Origin of the sequence: Hahella sp. HN01 (assembly GCF_018986435.1) — a bacterium.
In the GTDB taxonomy this organism is placed as follows: Bacteria; Pseudomonadota; Gammaproteobacteria; order Pseudomonadales; family Oleiphilaceae; genus Hahella.
Window position 1 is genome coordinate 63673 of sequence record NZ_JAHMIN010000014.1, and the last position, 20165, is coordinate 83837.

The 20165-nt window shown below is 54.6% G+C and carries 19 protein-coding genes; 13 read left to right on the plus strand and 6 right to left on the minus strand.

Annotated features, from left to right (window positions below; all coding sequences use genetic code 11):
- Nucleotides 1-29: 29 nt before the first annotated feature.
- Both KP814_RS15005 and KP814_RS15010 read right to left on the minus strand, forming a co-directional pair.
- The gene (locus KP814_RS15005; RefSeq protein ID WP_216737529.1) at nucleotides 30-995 is read right to left on the minus strand and encodes a homoserine kinase; all 966 of its coding nucleotides are present in this window, start codon (nucleotides 993-995) and stop codon (nucleotides 30-32) included.
- Nucleotides 996-1079: 84 nt separating this feature from the next.
- A complete protein-coding gene (locus KP814_RS15010; protein ID WP_216737530.1) occupies nucleotides 1080-1358 on the minus strand; it encodes a DUF2782 domain-containing protein in 279 nt (92 codons plus the stop codon).
- A gap of 186 nt (nucleotides 1359-1544) precedes the next feature.
- On the opposite strand from KP814_RS15010, the gene polA reads away from it, so the two are divergent.
- Nucleotides 1545-4280, plus strand: a complete 2736-nt coding sequence (polA, locus tag KP814_RS15015) for a DNA polymerase I (RefSeq protein WP_216737531.1) — start codon at nucleotides 1545-1547, stop codon at nucleotides 4278-4280.
- A gap of 80 nt (nucleotides 4281-4360) precedes the next feature.
- On the opposite strand, the gene KP814_RS15020 is transcribed toward polA, so the two are convergent.
- Nucleotides 4361-5488 carry a PilT/PilU family type 4a pilus ATPase gene (locus KP814_RS15020; RefSeq protein ID WP_216737532.1) on the minus strand — a complete coding sequence of 376 codons (1128 nt, stop codon included), beginning with the start codon at nucleotides 5486-5488 and terminating at the stop codon, nucleotides 4361-4363.
- A 62-nt stretch (nucleotides 5489-5550) separates the two neighbouring features.
- Nucleotides 5551-6585: a type IV pilus twitching motility protein PilT gene (locus KP814_RS15025; RefSeq protein ID WP_011400052.1), complete on the minus strand. Its 1035-nt coding sequence runs from the start codon at nucleotides 6583-6585 to the stop codon at nucleotides 5551-5553.
- Between the two features lie 157 nt (nucleotides 6586-6742).
- Here KP814_RS15025 and KP814_RS15030 point away from each other — a divergent pair, with 157 nt between their 5' ends.
- From KP814_RS15030 to KP814_RS15080, 11 genes are all read left to right on the plus strand, one after another.
- Nucleotides 6743-7429, plus strand: a complete 687-nt coding sequence (locus tag KP814_RS15030) for a YggS family pyridoxal phosphate-dependent enzyme (RefSeq protein ID WP_216737533.1) — start codon at nucleotides 6743-6745, stop codon at nucleotides 7427-7429.
- Between the two features lie 102 nt (nucleotides 7430-7531).
- Nucleotides 7532-8362 (plus strand): pyrroline-5-carboxylate reductase, encoded by an 831-nt coding sequence (proC, locus tag KP814_RS15035; protein WP_216737534.1) that lies wholly within the window; start codon nucleotides 7532-7534, stop codon nucleotides 8360-8362.
- A gap of 74 nt (nucleotides 8363-8436) precedes the next feature.
- On the plus strand, nucleotides 8437-8976 hold the full coding sequence (locus tag KP814_RS15040) for a YggT family protein (RefSeq protein ID WP_216737535.1): 540 nt from the start codon (nucleotides 8437-8439) through the stop codon (nucleotides 8974-8976).
- Entirely contained in the window at nucleotides 8969-9277 is a 309-nt protein-coding gene (locus KP814_RS15045) for a DUF167 family protein (RefSeq protein WP_216737536.1), read from the plus strand. The genes KP814_RS15040 and KP814_RS15045 overlap by 8 nt, the downstream gene beginning before the upstream one ends.
- 185 nt (nucleotides 9278-9462) lie before the next feature.
- Entirely contained in the window at nucleotides 9463-11421 is a 1959-nt protein-coding gene (locus KP814_RS15050) for a dynamin family protein (protein ID WP_216737537.1), read from the plus strand.
- Between the two features lie 172 nt (nucleotides 11422-11593).
- Nucleotides 11594-12751 carry a homoserine O-acetyltransferase gene (locus KP814_RS15055; RefSeq protein WP_216737538.1) on the plus strand — a complete coding sequence of 386 codons (1158 nt, stop codon included), beginning with the start codon at nucleotides 11594-11596 and terminating at the stop codon, nucleotides 12749-12751.
- Complete coding sequence (gene metW / locus KP814_RS15060; protein WP_216737539.1) at nucleotides 12741-13334, plus strand: methionine biosynthesis protein MetW; 594 nt, start codon at nucleotides 12741-12743, stop codon at nucleotides 13332-13334. Before KP814_RS15055 ends, metW begins: the two co-directional genes overlap by 11 nt.
- A 7-nt stretch (nucleotides 13335-13341) precedes the next feature.
- Entirely contained in the window at nucleotides 13342-13809 is a 468-nt protein-coding gene (locus KP814_RS15065; RefSeq protein WP_216737540.1) for a DUF4426 domain-containing protein, read from the plus strand.
- Between the two features lie 44 nt (nucleotides 13810-13853).
- Nucleotides 13854-14453 (plus strand): XTP/dITP diphosphatase, encoded by a 600-nt coding sequence (locus KP814_RS15070; protein WP_216737541.1) that lies wholly within the window; start codon nucleotides 13854-13856, stop codon nucleotides 14451-14453.
- Entirely contained in the window at nucleotides 14446-15612 is a 1167-nt protein-coding gene (gene hemW, locus KP814_RS15075) for a radical SAM family heme chaperone HemW (RefSeq protein ID WP_216737542.1), read from the plus strand. Before KP814_RS15070 ends, hemW begins: the two co-directional genes overlap by 8 nt.
- 59 nt (nucleotides 15613-15671) lie before the next feature.
- Complete coding sequence (locus KP814_RS15080; protein WP_216737543.1) at nucleotides 15672-16199, plus strand: hypothetical protein; 528 nt, start codon at nucleotides 15672-15674, stop codon at nucleotides 16197-16199.
- A 35-nt stretch (nucleotides 16200-16234) separates the two neighbouring features.
- Here KP814_RS15080 and trmB read toward each other — a convergent pair whose 3' ends face one another.
- Complete coding sequence (trmB, locus tag KP814_RS15085; RefSeq protein WP_216737544.1) at nucleotides 16235-16921, minus strand: tRNA (guanosine(46)-N7)-methyltransferase TrmB; 687 nt, start codon at nucleotides 16919-16921, stop codon at nucleotides 16235-16237.
- Between the two features lie 532 nt (nucleotides 16922-17453).
- On the opposite strand from trmB, the gene KP814_RS15090 reads away from it, so the two are divergent.
- Entirely contained in the window at nucleotides 17454-18305 is an 852-nt protein-coding gene (locus tag KP814_RS15090; protein ID WP_216737545.1) for a hypothetical protein, read from the plus strand.
- Nucleotides 18306-18614: 309 nt separating this feature from the next.
- Here the strand turns inward: KP814_RS15090 and KP814_RS15095 are convergent, their stop codons facing one another.
- Nucleotides 18615-20147 carry a YifB family Mg chelatase-like AAA ATPase gene (locus KP814_RS15095; protein WP_216737546.1) on the minus strand — a complete coding sequence of 511 codons (1533 nt, stop codon included), beginning with the start codon at nucleotides 20145-20147 and terminating at the stop codon, nucleotides 18615-18617.
- Nucleotides 20148-20165 lie beyond the last annotated feature (18 nt).

Genomic DNA, 20165 nt, shown 5'->3' on the forward strand with positions numbered 1-20165 from the left:
CCAGCAACGCCAAGAGTTTCGATAGCCGCCTACAGGGCGGCTATTTTATGCGCGGATAGTAATTTAGCCTTCATCTCATCTGGATTTTTCAGCGTATTCCCTCTTTCAGCCTCATGCTGATAGCCTTTGCCATATTGGCTGATCAGGCGGGAAATCCAGAATCGCAACGCCCCAACCCGCAACGCACCGCTCCACTGGCTTTTCTCAAGATCAGTCAGAGGACGCTTGTTGTCGTAGGCTTCAACAAAAGCGCGCAGCTTCTCCTGATCGTAATTTCCCTCTGCATCACAGCACCAGTCATTGCAAGCGACGGCGAGATCAAACAGCCAGCAATCGTGACAGGCATGATAAAAATCGATAACGCCGCTCACTTTGTCGCCATCAAACATCACGTTGTCGACAAACAGATCGCCGTGAATCCAGCCGTTTGGACATTGCGCCCAAATATCCGCCTGTTGCTGGAAATGCTCGATTTCCGCATTCAACAACGCCAGTTCATCTTGCTTGATGTGAGGAGCCAGATCATCCCGGTGAGACTGCATCCACCCTACTGTACGCACCACTTCACGACGACCGGGCGCGGACCGGGAGGCCAAATGCATTGCGCCAAGCAAATCGCCAGCGATGGCGCACTGATCACGAGTGGGAGTATCCAGGTGGCCGCCAGCAATTCTGGGCACCAGCACACAAGGCTTGCCTTCTATATAAGCCAAGGATGAACCATCCAGCATAAGATGGGGCGCCGGCGCGGGAAAGCCCTGCTGCGCCAGTCCTTGCATCAGATCAATGAAAACCGGGAGCTCTTCGGCGGTCACCATCTCAAAGATTGTCAGCACCCAGCGTGTTTCTTCGCCGCCGCTTGTTACGCTGACAAAATAGTTGGTGTTTTCTATCCCCGCCGCAATGCCTTGAAATTCCGTCACTTCAGGCGCATCGAAATAAGATTCCAGCAACGTCTGCAATTGCTCTGGAGACACTCTCGTAAAAACCGCCATTAACCCGCCTTATTCACTACTTCTAAAACTTAATTTCAAACGCATCCTGCGCTTTGACCACAAAATAAATCGCCTATCGAAAACTTACCATTCCAAAAGCTTCCAGCTCGGAACCAGTATCCGCGGCTTTTCCGATTGCACCCATTCACCCGTATCGGAAGGCACCAGATAATATTCCGGGCCGACTTTGGGGACGACCTTGATCTGCACCAGTTCGCCGTTCACCCGATACTCGTAATGGGTTTCCTTTTCGCCATAACGAATCTGCACTTCTGGCTCCGCCGCAGAATCTTCCGCCAGCGTTGGCGCAGCCAAAGGAAGAATAATTAACGCGAGCAAAGCTTTACGTATCCAAAAACTCATTGGTAACCTACACGCTGTTTTTTGGTAACCTACACATTTGTTTAATCAGGCAGCGCCTGGGGCTAATTCACCGGGTAGTCCCGGCAGCTCCGTCAGCCCTCTTCCGGGCCCATTTTCGGGGATTAGCCGATCCTGCGGGATACGCTTATTCCGAGCCCATACAACCATTTAAAACCAGTACCATCTATGAGTAAAGAAAACCGTTCAGCGCCTGTCGTCCTGGTAGACGGCTCCTCGTATCTGTTTCGCGCCTACCACGTTCCCAACCTGAAAGAGCTCAGAAACTCCAAGGGGCAACCTACCGGCGCCATCAGAGGCGTCATCTCCATGCTTCGGAAGTTGCAAAAAGATTATCCGGAGAGCCAGGTGGTCGCCGTTTTCGACGCCAAGGGCAAGAACTTTCGCCACGAGATGTACCCCGATTACAAGGCCAACCGGCCCCCCATGCCGGAAGACCTCGCCTGCCAGATTGCGCCTCTGTACGACATTGTCCGTGCTATGGGGCTGCCTTTACTGATTATAGAAGGCGTAGAGGCCGACGATGTTATAGGCACGCTGGCCCATGAAGCAACTACAAAAGGGCTGGATGCGGTAATTTCAACGGGCGATAAAGATATGGCCCAGTTAGTGAGCCCTCACGTCACCCTCGTCAACACCATGACAGAGACCACCATGGACAGAGAAGGCGTCGTCGAGAAGTTTGGCGTACCGCCGGAACTGATCGTGGATTACCTGGCGCTCATTGGCGATACCGTGGACAACATCCCGGGAGTGAACAAATGCGGTCCCAAAACTGCAGTCAAATGGCTTGGTGAGTTCGGCTCCCTGACGCAAGTGATGGAGCGGGCGGGTGAGGTCAAAGGTAAAATCGGCGAAAGCCTGCGCAGCAGCCTGGAGCAGTTGCCGCTGTCAAAAGAGCTCGCCACTATCAAGACCGATGTCGAGCTGCCTTTCACCTTGGAAGAGGTTTGCCCCAATCCCGTCGATACAGAAGCGCTGCGCACCTGGTTTACTGAGTTGGAGTTCAGAACCTGGATCAAAGATCTGGACGCGACACCCTCTACACAGGCGACGACCCCCGAAGCCAGCGCCTCCCCCGCGCAAAGCGTTGAGCAGGACTACCAGGTTGTGACAGAGCAGGATCAGTTTGACCACTGGATCAAAGTGCTGACTGACGCCAAAACATTCAGCTTCGACACAGAGACCACCAGCCTCAATTATATGGAGGCGGAGATCGTCGGCGTGTCCTTCGCAGTCGAGCCCGGCAACGCGGCTTACGTGCCTGTAGCCCATGACTATATGGGAGCGCCGGAACAGCTGGAGCGCGATAAAGTTCTGGCCGCGCTCAAGCCTCTTCTGGAGGACCCTGCATATCGCAAGATTGGTCAAAACCTGAAATACGACGCCCATGTATTGGCCAATCATGGCGTTCAGCTCAACGGCATCGCGGAAGACACCATGCTGGAGTCCTACGTGCTGAACTCCACCGCCAACCGTCACGATATGGATACCCTGGCCTCCAAACACCTGGGGCGGGAAACCATCCACTTTGAAGATATCGCCGGAAAAGGGGCGAAACAGCTGACCTTCAACCAGATCAGCCTGGAGCAAGCCGGCCCTTACGCCGCCGAAGATGCGGATATCACCCTGCAGTTGCATCACGCTCTGAACCCGAAACTAAAGAAAGAAGGACGTTTAGAGCAGGTTTATCGCGAAATCGAACTCCCGCTGATTCCTGTATTGATGCGGATGGAGCATCGCGGAGCCTTGGTGGACAGCCAGCGTTTGCGCACTCACAGCCAGGAATTGGCTGAGCGCATGCTGGAGTTGGAAGAAGAAGCTTATGAAAAAGCCGGCCAGAAGTTTAATCTCGGATCGCCCAAGCAGTTGCAGGAGATTTTCTACGAAAAGCTCGGCTTCGACATTATCAAGAAAACGCCGAAGGGACAGCCCTCCACCGCCGAGCCGGTGCTACAGGAACTGGCGGAGAAGTATGAGCTGCCTCGTGTCATTCTGGAGTATCGCGGCCTCTCCAAGCTGAAGTCGACCTACACGGATAAGCTGCCGGAAATGATCAACCCGCGCACCGGCCGCGTGCATACCTCCTACCAGCAGGCGGTCGCCGCCACCGGGCGTTTGTCGTCAAGCGACCCCAACCTGCAAAACATCCCCGTGCGTAATGAGCAGGGCCGTCGCATCCGGCAAGCCTTTATCGCCCCCAAAGGCTGCAAGCTGATCTCCGCCGACTACTCGCAGATCGAGCTGCGCATCATGGCTCACCTGTCCGGGGACGAAGGCTTGTTAAAGGCTTTCTCCGAAGGCCTGGACGTGCATCAGGCGACGGCGGCGGAAGTCTTCAACGTCGCATTCGACGAAGTCAGCTCCGAGCAGCGCCGCAAAGCCAAGGCCATCAACTTCGGTCTGATCTACGGTATGTCCGCCTTCGGTCTGGCCCGCCAGATACACGTTGAGCGCGGCGAAGCGCAGAGCTATATCGACAAATACTTCGAGCGTTACCCCGGCGTGTTGAACTACATGAACCGCATTCGCGCGGAAGCTCAGGATACCGGCTACGTGGAGACCTTGTTCGGGCGTCGTCTGTATTTGCCCGACATTCGCTCCAGCAATCGCAATCTGCAACAGGCGGCGGAGCGCACCGCCATCAACGCCCCCATGCAGGGTACGGCGGCTGACATCATCAAACGCGCCATGCTGGCGGTGGACGCCTGGCTGGAAGGTAAAGACGCGCCGCCGGCGAAGATGATCATGCAGGTGCACGATGAGTTGATCCTGGAAGTAGAGGAAAGCGCTGTCGAGGCAGTTAAAGAGAAGCTGACGCAGATTATGTCTTCCGCCGCGGAATTGAATGTGCCGCTATTAGTGGAAGCCGGCGCTGGCAATAACTGGGATGAGGCGCACTAGCGCTTCCTGAAACGCAAAACGGCGGGGCCTTTGAGGACCCCGCCGTTTTTTTATCCGCTTTCAGAAGCGATTTTCAGCGATCAATAATCCTGGTCGTCGCTCAATGACAGACTGCTGGCTGCGCCTTGCAGCTTGGAAATATTGCTGTCTGCACCCAGTTTGATCATCAGACGCAGGTCGTTCGCGGAGTCCGCATGAGACAACGCGTCTTCGTAGGTAATCTCTCCCGCAGCGTAAGCGCGGTACAGCGCCTGATCGAAAGTCTGCATGCCCAGTTCCGACGACTTGGTCATCAGCTCTTTCAACTTGTGCACTTCCCCTTTACGAATCAAGTCTGCGGCCAGCGGCGAGTTGATGAGGATCTCAACAATCGCCCGACGTCCCTTACCGTCCGGGGTCGGCACCAATTGCTGCGCCACGATAGCCTTTAAGTTCAAGGATAAATCCATCCACACCTGGTTATGCTGCTCAGGCGGGAAGAAGTTGATGATCCGGTCCAGCGCCTGGTTGGCGTTGTTGGCGTGCAATGTCGCCAAACACAAGTGACCGGTTTCCGCGAAGGTCACCGCATATTCCATGGTGTCGGCGGATCGCACCTCCCCGATCATGATAACGTCGGGAGCCTGCCGCAGCGTGTTCTTCAGAGCCACTTCGAACGACTCCGTATCCAGTCCCACTTCCCGCTGCGTAATAATGCAGCCGTGGTGCTGATGGATATATTCGATGGGGTCCTCGATGGAGATGATGTGACCTTTGCTGTTGCGGTTCCGGTGGCCGATCATCGCAGCCAGCGACGTGGACTTACCGGTGCCGGTGGCGCCGACAAAGATAATCAGGCCCCGCTTGGTCATCGACAGAGACTTGATAACCTCCGGCAGATGCAGGTCGTCCAGCTTGGGAATATTGGTCTCAATACGACGCAACACCATCCCGCACAGGTTGCGCTGATAAAAGGCGCTGACCCGGAAACGACCGATGCCGCGGGCGCTGATTGCAAAGTTGCACTCATGCGCAACCTCAAAATCCGCACGCTGCTTTTCCGACATTATGGAAAACACGGTTTCCCGCGTCTGCTCAGGAGACAGCGGCGATTTGGTGATTGGCACCATACGACCGTGGACTTTAATGCTGGGCGGCACCCCAGCTGTGATAAAGAGGTCCGAAGCCCCCTTTTCCACCATGATTTTTAACAGCTTGTCGAAATCCATCACAACACCCCAATGGTAATAACGCTACAGCGACCGGCATAAACCGGGATAAGGTCGCGGCGTCAGAAATTCTCCGGCATTTTGGCTTTTTCGCGCGCGGCTTCGCGGCTGATCAGCCCTTTAGAAATCAAATTGTGCAGACACTGGTCAAGGGTCTGCATACCCAACGCGGCGCCGGTCTGGATAGACGAGTACATCTGGGCGACTTTGTCTTCGCGTATCAGGTTACGAATCGCTGGCGTGCCGATCATGATTTCATGGGCCGCCACACGACCGCCGCCGACCTTCTTCAGAAGTGTCTGCGAGACGACCGCCTGTAACGATTCGGAGAGCATTGATCTTACCATGGCTTTTTCTTCCGCAGGAAACACGTCGACCACCCGGTCAATGGTTTTCGCAGCGGATGTGGTGTGCAGGGTGCCGAATACCAAGTGTCCGGTTTCCGCAGCAGTCAGCGCCAGACGGATGGTTTCCAAGTCCCGCATCTCACCAACCAGAATAATGTCCGGGTCTTCCCGCAGGGCTGAACGCAGCGCTTCGCTGAACCCTAACGTATCACGGTGCACTTCGCGCTGGTTCACCAGACACTTCTTACTTTCGTGCACGAACTCGATAGGGTCTTCGATAGTGAGGATGTGGTCGTAACGGGTATCGTTGATAAAGTCGATCATCGCCGCCAGCGTCGTACTCTTACCGGAACCGGTCGGTCCTGTAACCAGACAGAGCCCGCGAGGCTTGAGGGCGATATCCTTGAACACCTGCCCCATTCCCAAGTCTTCCATTGTCAGCACTTTGGAGGGGATGGTCCGGAATACGGCGCCGGCGCCGCGGTTCTGGTTGAAGGCGTTAACCCGGAAACGGGCGACTCCGGGAACTTCGAAGGAAAAGTCCGTCTCCAGAAACTCTTCGAAATCCTTACGCTGTTTATCGTTCATAATATCGTAAATCAGCGCGTGTACTTCTTTATGCTCCATTGCGGGCAGGTTAATTCGCCTGACATCCCCGTCGACGCGTATCATGGGAGGCAACCCGGCAGATAGGTGTAAGTCGGAAGCGCCCTGCTTAGCAGAGAACGCAAGCAACTCGGTAATGTCCATTAGGAATCCCCGTTTTGAACCTTATAATGACATGCAGCCTTCCGGCGGCCCTCAAACAGCGCCACCTCCCCACGACGACGGAAGGAACTGAATTTTGTCGGCGGGTTGGTTACAATCTGCGCGTTTCGACGCAGCCTAAGCTATTGATAGAAATAATATGTTCAGCATAGCAGACAACATCAAAACAGTAAGCCAAAGAATACAAAATGCAACAAAATCCGCGGCCCGGCCGGCGGATTCCGTGACGTTGCTCGCAGTCAGTAAAACCAAGCCGGCCGAGGCCATTCGGGTCGCGTATGACGCGGGACTGAGAGATTTTGGCGAAAATTACCTGCAGGAAGCCCAGGATAAAATCGCCCAGTTAAGCGACCTCTCCATCAATTGGCATTTCATCGGCCCATTGCAGTCCAATAAAACCCGCCCGGTGGCGGAGTTATTCCAATGGGTGCATACCGTGGACCGGGAAAAAATCGCCCGCCGTCTGTCAGAGCAGCGACCGGAGGGAGCCTCACCGCTGAATGTCTGCATTCAGGTCAATATTAATGATGAAAGCAGCAAGTCTGGCGTGTCGCCAGATGAAGTCGCGCCTCTGGCGGACATTATCAGCGCTCTGCCCGGCCTGCGCCTGAGAGGGCTGATGTGTATTCCCGACCCGACTCAGGGTGAAGCAGCACTGGCCGCCACCTTCAAGGAGTTGAGTCGCCATTTTGCTGCGCTGCAAAGCCGGTTCGATAGCGTAGACACCTTATCCATGGGCATGTCCGATGACATGGAGGCCGCCATTGCCGCTGGCTCCACCATTGTTCGCATCGGCTCCGCCATATTTGGCGCCAGAAACTACTAAAATGCAGCGAAATCAGCGGATTTTATCCGCCTGCACTTTAAATCCTCCGTCACAAACATTATTAAGACAGTTGGCGATAGTCGTATCCGCAAAGAGAACACTATGAAAGAACACCCACAGCTTACCTTCATCGGCGCCGGCAATATGGCCCGAGCGATACTTGGAGGCCTGATAGCCAATGGCTACCCGGCGAACAGACTGGCCGCGACCGCGCCTGCCGAGCATGAGTTAAAAGAAGCCGCAGACGCGTTCGGCATCCCGACCAGCACGGACAATCAGCAATTCATGGCGGACTGCGACGCGCTGATCCTGTGCGTAAAGCCACAGGTCATGCAGGTGGTCTGCGAGGGATTGGCGAAGGCCGTACAACAGCGTCGCCCTCTGATCGTCAGCATCGCAGCAGGCGTTTCCTGCGAGCAAATTGAAGCCTGGCTGGGAGGCGACCTGCCAGTGGTGCGCTGCATGCCAAATACACCCGCTCAGGTGCACCTGGGCGCCAGCGGGCTATACGCTAATCCACATGTCAGCGACGCACAGCGTGAGATTGCAGACAACCTGTTCAGCGCCGTCGGCATCGTCGCCTGGACGTCAAAGCAAGAGGACATACACACCGTCACAGCTTTATCTGGAAGCGGTCCTGCTTACTGCTTCATGTTCATGGAAGCGATGGAAGAGGCTGCCGCCTCGCTAGGTCTGGACCCGGCCAGCGCCCGAACCCTGGCGATTCAAACCATGCGCGGCGCCGCCGAGCTGGCGACGCGTAGCGATGAAGGCCCCGCGCAACTGAAAAAGCGCGTCATGTCTCCCGGCGGCACGACGGAACAAGCGATCAAAAGCTTTGAGGAGCAGGATATGAAAGCGATGGTGAAAACCGCTATCCGCAAAGCTTGGGAGAGATCCTATGAATTAAGTGGAGAGCGCGCGCCGGAATAATCTTCTTGACGGTCGTGAGTGAATTGTTTTTTCTTGCAGGCGGCTAGAGCAACTTCCAGACGGATATAAAGCCTATGTTACAAATATTGTTAGAAGTCACATATTACATCGGGATGTTCTACATAAGCGTGGTGCTGATGCGGTTTATCCTCCAGGTTTCCCGGGCGGATTTCTACAACCCGATCAGCCAGTTCGTGGTTAAGGCCACCAACCCGTTGCTGTTGCCGCTCAGAAAAGTCATTCCCGGCTGGAAAGGCCTGGATTTCGCATCACTGGTGCTGGCGCTACTGCTTTCAATCATCCTGATTATCGTCGTCCACTTGATTCCCTTGTCTCTCATCGTCGCCAAGCTGGGACTCATTGTGACGAACGCCGTACTGATGATGATTAAATGCGTCATTAACATCTATCAGTTCGCCATCTTTATTATGGTGATTATCAGCTGGGTGTCTCCAGGCAGCTATCACCCAGGCGCGCAGCTCGTCCATCAGATTACCGAACCATTGATGCGTCCTGTACGCAAAATCATGCCGCCCATCGGTGGACTGGACCTGTCGCCTATGGTGGTGTTGTTGCTGCTGTTCGTGATCAGCCGGGCTCTGTCCATTGCCTGATCCGGCCACACCCCGCTGCGTCAGCCAGCAGGATGAGCAAACGCTCATTCTGCAGTGCCATTTACAGCCGGGAGCCAAAAAAGATGAAATTGTCGGCCTTCATGGCGACGCACTGAAAATCAAAATTAGCGCCCCGCCTATTGAGGGTCGCGCCAATCAGCAGCTTGTCCGTTTTCTCGCCAAACTCTGCGGCGTCAAGCAACAAGATGTACAAATCCTCGCCGGTGAAAGCAGCCGTCAAAAGCGTATTCGCGTGCAAAACTTGACGGACGTCCCAAAGCTACTAAAACCCTATATATGATAACAAACCGTTACATGACGGTTTGATGTCCTTTTAGCAATATAAACGCTTGATTTTCCAAAGCTACCCGATACAAAATCAAACCTGAACAAATTTTCATCATTCGCAGTCGCCAACACGGACACAGCAGCGCCAACGGAATCCCATATAATGGCAACCTTAGGGTCAGAGCGAGAAACAACAATATGAGCAGTGGACTAAGTTATCACGTCGAAGCCTACCACCAGTGGAAGAACACCCTGATCCGGGAGATCGCCCATTATCAAAGCTGGCTGCGCACCAATCAGCTGAACTCCGACGATCTGGAGCTGAAACTGCAGCGCTGCGCTCAGTTACTGCATGAGGACAACCTCACCATCGCTTTCGTCGGCGAGTTTTCCCGTGGTAAGACCGAACTGATCAACGCTCTGTTTTTCGCCGAGTTCGGCCAGCGCATGCTGCCTTCTCAGGCCGGGCGCACCACCATGTGCCCTACCGAGCTGTTCTATGATCGCGATGGCGGCTCTTACCTTAAGCTGCTTCCCATAGAGACCCGTAGCGAAGAGAAATCCCTGGCGGATTACAAACGCAGCCAGGAGCACTGGGTCTATTACCCTCTGGACATGACTACGCCGGAATCCATGCGCGAGTCGCTGGACCAAGTAGCGCGCACCCGTACAGTCAGTTTTGAAGAAGCCCGCCGTCTGGGCTTCGAGCTTGGCTCATTAGAGCGCGATCCCAGCCATCCAGGCATGGCGATCATTCCGGCCTGGCGTCATGCGCTGATCAGTTTGGAAAACCCCATGCTTCAGCAAGGGCTGCGCATACTGGACACCCCTGGACTCAACGCCTTGGGCTCCGAACCTGAGCTGACCGTCAGCATGATTCCCAACGCTCATGCCGTCATATTTATGCTCGGCGCGGACACCGGCGTTACCGCCAGCGATATGGAGATTTGGACCAACCACATCTTCACCGAACATTCCGATCACCGCGCCGGCCGTTTTGCGGTGCTCAACAAGATCGACGTACTCTGGGACGATATTCAGGGCGAAGAACACACCAACAAGGCCATCGCTAAGGTGCAGTCTAAAACCGCAGACCAGCTGGGCCTTAAGCCGGAAGAAGTGCTGCTTCTCTCCGCCAAACAGGCGCTGGTCGGACGCATCAAGGGTGATGAGCAGAAGTTGCGCAGCAGCCGCCTCGACGACTTGGAGGCCTTGCTTACCGATCGCATTCTGGGCCAGAAAGAACGGCTGATCACCCACAACGTGGTGAACGACGTGCTGGGTATGCTGCAAACCAGTCAGGCCATTTTGCAATCCCGTTACTCCACCTATCAGGAGAAGCTGGAAGAGTACGAAAGCAAAGGCGTCAGCGCGGATTTCCTGCGCGAACTGACTGACAAAACTCAGGACGACTACAACTTTTATTACAAAAAGCTGTTTACGCTGCGCTCTAGCCGCCGTCTGATGAAGTCGCAGGCGATGATTCTGAATAATCTGGTGAATCTGGAGCATTTCGAATCCCACGCCAAAAAGACGCGCGATGAGCTGATTAACAGCTGGACGACGATTGGCATGGGCCGCGCCATGGCCGGTTTCTTCCATGCGATTGAAAACGACATCAGCAACCTCAACCACGAAGCCAGGCTGGCTCAGAAAATGGTGGGCTCTATCTATCAGCGCTACGCCAATGATGCGCGCTCAAGTCATCTGCGCCCCGCGCCGTTTACCATTACCAAGCAAATCCGGGAAATTGAAGGGTTGAAGATGCGCGCGGATAAATTCCGCCGCAATCCGCGCACACTGGTTTCCGAGCAGACGGTGGTGGTGAAACGCTTCTTTACGGTTATCGTCAGCGAAGCTCGACGCCTGTATGACGAAATTCATAAAGAATCGGACCGTTGGCCTCAAGAGGCGTTATTGCCGATATTGCAGCACACCATTGAGCAAAAGCAGTTGCTGGAACACCAGATTCGTCGTCTGAAGGACTTGGCGAAAACCGCCAAAGACACGCGCAGTCAGGTGAAACGCATTGTGAGCATGATGGAGGAAATCAATCAGGAGATTCAGGAAGCGGAACAGATACAGCGCAAGCTGCGTCGCCCTGCTCCACAAATGCTCTCCCAGAAGGTGGTCAGCCTTCCTGGCATGCAACGCTGATAGCCCAGTCATCCGCCGCGTGAGTCCGGCTCGCGCGGCGCATCTCACTCCGCCTGCAGTCTCCCGTTTTCTTATTCTCCATCGCCATCCTGGGTTGGTTATTGCTATCCGCTGGATTGATTAATAGACTGCGCCACTTAGCATGTGTTTTTGAAAGGAATAGTACGCACTAATGCCAGAGGTCATCCCACCTGACTCTGTCGGGATCGTCACGCCGCAAGTCGCTCAATTCGATATTCCTCTCACCCTGGAATGCGGCAAGCAGTTGAACAGTTTTCAACTGATGTACGAAACCTACGGGGAGTTGAACGCAGACCGCTCCAATGCGGTGCTGATCTGTCACGCCCTCAGCGGCCATCATCACGCCGCGGGTTATCATTCCATGGAAGACAGCAAGCCCGGCTGGTGGGATTCCTGTATAGGTCCCGGCAAACCGATAGATACGAATAAATTCTTTGTCGTCAGCCTGAACAACCTGGGCGGCTGCGCCGGCTCCACTGGCCCCGCGTCAATTAATCCTGAAACCGGCAACGCCTATGGCCCCGACTTCCCGGTCGTCACCGTACAGGACTGGGTGCGCAGTCAGGCCATGCTGGCGGATCGCCTCAATATTCCGCACTGGGCGGCGGTGATCGGCGGCAGTTTGGGTGGCATGCAAGCGCTGCAATGGTCCATCGAATACCCCGAGCGCGTTCATAACGCCGCGGTAATCGCCTCCACGCCACGCTTGTCCGCACAAAACATCGCATTCAATGAAGTGGCCAGAAAGGCCATTACATCTGATCCTAATTTCCATGAAGGCCGTTATGGCGAGCACACCACCTATCCGGATAAAGGCTTGATGCTGGCGCGGATGGTTGGGCACATCACCTATCTTTCCAACGCCTCCATGGGTGAGAAGTTCGGCCGCGACCTGCGCGCTCAAACGCTGAAGTTCGGCTTGCTGGACGTACAGTTTGAAGTAGAAAGCTATCTGCACTACCAGGGCGAACGCTTTTCCAAGAATTTTGACGCCAACACTTATCTGCTCATGACCCGCGCTCTGGACTATTTCGATCCTGCGCGAGCGCACGAGGGCGACCTCAGTAAGGCGCTGGAGCCAGCCAAATGCAAATATCTGGTAGTGTCCTTCACCACCGATTGGCGCTTCCCTCCTGACCGTTCAGAAGAACTGGTCAACGCGATGGTGGAAGCCAAGAAGTCCGTCAGCTACGCAGAGGTGGACTCCCCGCACGGCCATGACGCATTTTTGATACCGACCCAGCGCTATATGGATGTTTTCCATGGCTTTATGGGTCGAGTGGCGAAGGAGATTCCCCATGCGCGCTGATCTATCCATTATCAAAGACTGGGTTCAGCCCGGCACGGAAGTGCTCGACCTTGGTTGTGGCGACGGGACACTTTTGGACTATCTGCAAACCCATAAGCAGGTGCGCGGCTATGGTCTGGAAATCAGTAGCGAGAATATCACTGAGTGCCTGCGCAAAGGCGTCAACGTCATTGAACAGGATCTGGACAGTAAAGGCCTGAGCAACTTCAAGGACAAAAGCTTCGACATGGTGGTGATGACTCAGGCGCTACAGGCGGTTAGACAACCGGACATATTGCTGGACGAAATGCTGCGCCTGGCCAAGGAATGCATCATCACCTTCCCTAATTTCGGTTACTGGCGACTGCGTTACTATCTGGCCCGCAAAGGTCAGATGCCGGTATCCAAAACCTTACCCTATACTTGGTACAACACGCCCAACATCCACTTGTGCACATTCAAGGATTTTGAGGAGCTGTGCTACCAAAAGAACATCCATATTCTGCACAGGACCGTAGTGGACGACGAGCATCGGACCAACTGGCTGAATCAGCTTTGGCCAAACTTATTGGGACAGATCGCTATCTACCACGTTACACGGTGAGGCTCGTATGAAAACATTCGCAAAACTCTTTCGCTCTATTTACGGCTGCGCTTTCGTTTTAATTATCCTGGCGTTGGTCAGTCGCTCGGCTCTGGCTGAGCAAAAAGAAGTTTTCGGCGATTATGAAATTCACTACATCGCCCTTCCCACTACCATTTTGGACCCTGACGTAGCGACTCGTTATGAGCTGCCTCGCAGTAAGTCCACCGGCTTTGTGAATATCTCCGTGCTGAAAAAGCAGGAAGATGGGTCCCTGCGCGCTGTCTCCGCGTTTATCCGCGGCAAAGTGAACAACCCCGTGCAGCAAAGCAGGGATCTGGAGTTCCGCCGAATCAATGAAGGCGAAGCGCTCTATCAAATCGCTGAATTCTGGTACAGCCAGGGAGAAGTATTGACCTTCCAACTGGAAATTCAGGCCGATCCCAATCAGGGCCCCTTCTCTCTGCGCTTTAATCAAGAGCTGTTCCCGGAGTAATGCCCGGGAACCGTTATCCGACGTACTTAGACTTATCTTAAATCATGCAAAAGATCGTACTAGCCAGCAATAACGCTGGCAAAATCAAGGAGCTGAACCGATTGCTCGGCTCCCTCGACATCACTGTCGTCTCCCAGAAAGAACTGAACATTCCCTCTATTGAGGAAACCGGACAGACTTTCATCGAAAACGCCATTCTCAAGGCCCGTCACGCAGCGGCCGTATCCGGCCTGCCGGCTCTGGCGGATGACTCCGGCCTGGAAGTGGACGCCTTACAGGGCGCGCCTGGCATCTATTCCGCACGCTTCGCGGGCGAAAGCGCCTCGGATCAGGACAACAATGCCAAGCTGCTGCAGTTGCTGGCGAATACGCCTACTGGCGCCAGAACCGCGCGCTTTCACTGCGTACTGGCCTTTATGCGTCACGAAGCCGACCCAGTTCCGATTATTTGTCACGGCGCCTGGGAGGGCTCTATTGCAGAGCAGGCTAGCGGCGGCGGCGGATTCGGCTACGACCCGCTGTTCTGGTTGTCTGATCGACAGTGCACCTCAGCGGAATTAACGCCGGAGCAGAAAAACGCCCTCAGCCATCGCGGTCAGGCGATGGCGCAACTGGTTGCGGAGTTAACCCGCCTATATGGCTGATATTTTGACGCCGGGGCTGCATAGGCCGCCCCTGGCGCTTTACGTTCACATCCCCTGGTGCGTGCGTAAATGCCCATATTGCGACTTTAATTCTCACACCGCCCGATCGGAGCTGCCTGAACGAGAGTATCTGCAGGCGCTGCTACGGGATCTGGATACTGAGATGTTCAGGCTGGAGCAGACCGGTGGACAAAGAGCCCTTGGCTCCATTTTCTTTGGCGGCGGTACTCCGAGCCTGCTCTCCCCCGACATTATCGCCTCGATTATTGATGGCGCGCGCCAGCGACTGGGCTTCCATGACGACATTGAGATCACGCTGGAAGCCAATCCTGGAACCGTTGACGAGGCTAAGTTCAAAGACCTGTTTCAAGGCGGCGTTAATCGTTTGTCTCTGGGCGTACAGAGCTTCCAGCCTGAACTACTGACGACGCTTGGCCGCATACATAACGGCGAGGACGCCATCCGAGCCGTGGACAAAGCCCGCCAGGCAGGGTTCGATAATTTTAATCTGGATCTGATGCACGGATTACCCGGACAATCTCTGCAGCATGCGATGGAAGATCTGGATACAGCGATCAGCCTGAGCCCTACGCATCTGTCCTGGTATCAACTGACCATTGAACCTAATACCGAGTTTTACCGCCATCCGCCCCAACTGCCGGAAGACGATACCCTCTGGGAAATTCATGAGAACGGCTGCGAACGTTTAGCTCAGGCTGGTTATAACCAGTATGAAATCTCCGCCTTCGCCCAAACGGGAAAAGAGTCGAGACACAATCTCAATTACTGGCGCTTTGGAGACTACCTGGCCATTGGCGCAGGCGCTCACGGCAAGCTGACGGGAACTTCCGGGGAGGTTATCCGCTATTGGAAAACCCGCTTGCCGCAGCACTATCTCAGCCGCATCGATAACTATACGGCGGGGGAAGAAATAACTCCGGCTCACGAGGCTGGCGTGGACTTTCTGATGAATGCGCTAAGATTACGGGAAGGCGTGGAGGAAGAACTGCTGCTACGCCGCACTAGCGTTGGCGTCTCTCTATTGGAGCCGCAACTGAGTGAAGCCCGCCAAAAAGGCTGGCTGCAGTCTGACCGACTGCAGTGCACAGAGTTAGGCTATCGTCACTTAAACGCTGTTTTAACTCATTTTATGGACTAGCCCAGCCCGACAGCTTTGTTTTACACTGGACACTTCCCGGATAATACAGGTTTCTACCTATGGACGACCCTCACCCGTCGCAGAAAAACCGCATTGCCTTCAGTCTCGCCGCCACCGTCCTTTTTGGCGGACTGATTTTCTGGATACATCCTCACCTGCAAAACGACGTAGCGCCTTGGGGCTTCGTCAGTTTCGAACTGGCCAAAAACCCATTCAGAGCAGAACTCATCCTCAACTCATGGGGTCGTGAGGGGCAGTTCTGGGCGACATGGAGCCTGATTCTGGATTTTCCGTTTCTGGTCGCCTACACCGTGCTGCTTTGCGCATTATCGCGAGGCGCGGACAGCGACCTGAAGCATTTGTTTACAGTGGGCTTTCTGATTGCGGGGATGTGCGATGCTGTTGAGAACTTCGCCCTGGGCTTTGTTCTGGGGGGTTGGCTGTATCCCCAGCTGACTGCCGCGGCCTATTATTTCGCCAGCCTGAAGTTTCTATTGCTGATCACGGGGGTTGGTTTTCTGCTGACTCGCCTTATGCACTTCCTGCGTATCAGAATCAACCGGGAAGCGACGGCGAAATCCAACTGAAACCAGGGGCGCTCGTCACGCCCCTTGCGCAATATTCAGTCGACGCGACGGAACATGAGGTCCCAAACGCCGTGCCCCAGACGCTCGCCACGTTTCTCAAATTTGGTGACGGGGCGGGTGTCAGGGCGCGGTGAAAACTGCCCCACTCCCGATATATTCTCCATTCCCGGCGCTTCGCTCATGACCTCCATCATGTGCTCGGCATAAGGCTCCCAATCCGTCGCCATATGGAATACGCCTCCGCTCTTTAGCTTGGCACGAATTCGCTGCACGAACTCCAACTGCACAATCCTGCGCTTGTTGTGGCGCTTCTTGTGCCAGGGGTCAGGGAAAAACAGCTGCACGCGATCAAGCGAGGCGTCTGGCAGGCATTTATCAATCACCTCGTTGGCGTCGTCCCAGAAAATACGGATATTCTCCAGGGATTGCTCTTCCATATGCCGCAATAAGGCGCCTACACCCGGCTTGTGTACTTCAACGCCAATGAAGTCTGCATCGGGCTCATTGGCGGCCATTTCCGCCAGAGACTGTCCCATGCCGAAACCGATCTCCAGCACTACCGTCGAGCGGCGGCCGAATGCGCTTTCCAGGTCCAGCAGGCCGTTTTCCACAGCCAGACCTTTTTTCGGCCATAAGCGATCAAACGCTTTTTGCTGAGAGGTCGTCATACGCCCACCTCGAATAACAAAACTGCGAATGGGGCGTAAATGTTGATTATCCATAGCTACTCTAAATCGTTACTCTAACTGCTTCAGGAAAGTCTGGTCACACCAATGAGGGAAACGCTATCGCCATCATCGGAAAACAGGGGCTGGAATGATAGGCTCCGTATAAAAAACACGCAACGACTTATCGCCTCATTTTTCATGTGCGTCCGCCTCACTTAAAAATAAAAAGTCCTGTAATAACGCACCGAAACCTCCCCTATTCTTGCGCCATCAGGGTACCTCAGCCTCATCCCCCCAATAGCACGCACCAAAATGAAGCAAAATATGTAGGCACGCTATCTCCACAAAATGAGGAACGCACAACTTTGGTCAGGCGCCTCGATGAGGCCAAAACAAAAGCATTGGCCGGAGCCACCCGAAACCATGGGCTTTAAGCTAAGCTTTAAAGATAGATGATCTAACGCCCCGTGAACGGCGACCAGATCAATAGACTCCTTGGCCTTTATATTGCTTGGGCTGGAGATAGTAAGCCCGGCTATTGCAGTACCGGAAACATCAACCATAGAGCTAATAATTAAAATGGAAGATGAACATATCTATTTCTAAAGTCCGCCAAGCCTATGAACGGCACCAAGCCCGGCAGCGTTGCCTGGAGCTATGCCAGCAATTGCTGGAGCTGATTACTCATATTCAGCAGCATCGCGGCGCCACGCTTGCGATACTCGGAGGCGACGATTTTTTCGAGATCCGCCTGGCCGCCATCAAACCCTATGTGCTCAAAGACCTGCAGGAAGTGCAGCGGCTGCGCGGAGACCTAATCTCCGATGACAGCTGGCAGAGTCTATGCGCGGAATGGTTCACGGTGAATTATCATTGGCGTCAGGATAGCGCCTTCCATAACTTCGAGTTGCATACTCACCTGATTCAGCAGCTATTGAAGCTATACAAGGACTTTCTGAACGGCCCTCTGTTTGAGCACCTGGACCTGTCCCATCAACCCGTCGCGCGTCTGTCTTTGAATGAATTGCCTGAGCTAATGGAAACCGCCGCCCAGATTCGTGGTATCGGCACTCATTGCCTGGCGTCAGGAGCAAAGGAGAAGGCCTTTGTCGACCGGCTTGGTTTTTTATCACGCTACTTCACGCAATCCAGCCACCACATCAGCGGCCAGTATGACGTGGACGAGCTGCTGCAGGCAGGACAGCCCTGGTACAAGCTCGGGGAAATCTGGCTGGGCATTGAACATCGCATTACTGAAGAGCTGACGCCAGGACGCACAGGGGAAGGACTACTTGCGGACCAGTTCTTCAGTGACAGCAGTCAGCTCGTGTTTCAAACCAAACAATATGTCAAAGCAGGCTTGAAACGCCTGAAAAGCGCCACCGACAGGGAGTTGGAGACATGGATAAACAGCAGTTCTTATCATACCGGCACCTGACCCGCTTCAACCCCACAGAATCCGCCGCGCGACGCCTTTTTACGCTCTCAATTCACAAGCGTTTACATTCCAGGCGCCGTTCCTTTATAGATAGATTAGAGCATTTTTTGTACAATTTAATTGACTGGGCCATGCCTATGCACCCAGTCAAGCAAATTCGATCTGAAGCGATCGAAATTGTCTTCCTAAACCCCATTTAGGAGCCCCCTTGGGCTCCTCTTTTTATTAGGCGCGCTTATTCTTCAGCGATTCAACCACTTGCACCCATTTCTACACGCAAAAGCATTAATCTCCCAGAAGCTCCGACACCTAATTTGTCTGTGACATCTCATGCTGAGGCTCCCTGCGCCGATCCAAAGCGCGAAAGCTGAGCGATTCTAATAGATGCGCCGCCTGGATGTTGGGCGAGCTGGACAAATCAGCGATGGTTCTCGCCACCCGCAGAACCCGGTGATAGGCCCTGGCGGACAACCCAAGCCTTTGCAGAGCCCGCTCCAGCAACTGCCGCTCTTTTTCTCCCAGTTGACAGTGCTGTTCCAGAGACTCGCCCTGCAGATACTGGTTGGCGCAACCTGCGCGGGCCAATTGCGCCTGTCTGGCGGCGTTCACCCGCGAAGCAATCTGAGCGCTGCTTTCCGACCTTGCGGCGCGCTGCAACTCGTTGATAGCGACCGCGGGCACTTCTACATGCAAGTCAAAGCGATCTAACAAAGGACCTGAAATCTTTTGTCGATAACGACTTACCTGCACCTCAGTGCACTTGCAGGCCACTTCAGGGTGGCCGGAATAGCCGCAAGGGCAAGGATTCATCGCCGCAATGAGCTGAAAACGGGCAGGAAAGGTGGTTTGCTGTGCGGCTCTGGAAATCACGATCTCTCCAGATTCCATGGGTTCTCGCAACACTTCCAGCACTTTTCGGTCAAATTCCGGCAATTCGTCGAGAAACAGCACACTATTGTGCGCCAATGAGATCTCTCCAGGTTTGGGATTAGAACCGCCTCCGACCAGCGCAACCGCAGATGCCGTATGATGAGGCGCGCGGAAACGCCGCTGTCGCCACTGCGTCATATCCAGACTAACGCCCGCCACGGAGTTGACCGCCGCTGTTTCCAGCGCTTCCATTTCCGTCAGCTCAGGCAAAATGCCCACCAGACGCGACGCCAGCATGGTTTTCCCCGTTCCCGGCGGGCCGAACATCAACATATTGTGATTGCCCGCTGCGGCGATCTCCAACGCCCGCTTGGCTTGAAACTGGCCCTTAATGTCCGCCATGTCTGGAGCTTTGCGACTTGATGCTGGGCGCTCCTGCTGGCGTATCGGCGTCATGCGCTCGTGTCCCAGCAGAAAGGCGGCCAACTGACCCAAGGTAGCGGGCGCATAAACTTCCAGCGCAGACACCAGACTGGCCTCTTGAGCATTTTGTGGCGGCAGTATAATTTTAGCGCCAGCCTGGGCGCAGCGAAGTGCGGCGGGCAACATTCCGGCCACTGGCCGTAGCTCTCCAGAAAGCGCCAGCTCACCGTAAAACTCATATCCTGCAATCGCTTCATCCGGTAATTGCCCTGACGCCGCCAGGACGCCAACGGCGATAGCAAGATCATAACGACCTCCCTCTTTGGGAAGATCAGCGGGGGCGAGATTGATTGTGATGCGGCGGGCGGGAAACTCAAAACCGCTGTTAAGTAAAGCGCTCCTGACCCGATCTTTGCTTTCTTTGACTGCGGCTTCAGGAAGCCCAACGATAGACAGGGCCGGCAAGCCGTTTGACAGGTGGGCTTCGACTTTTACCAGCGGGGCTTCCACGCCAAGTTTGGCGCGCGTGTTGACGATTGCGAGTGACATACTCCCTCCTTGGATAAA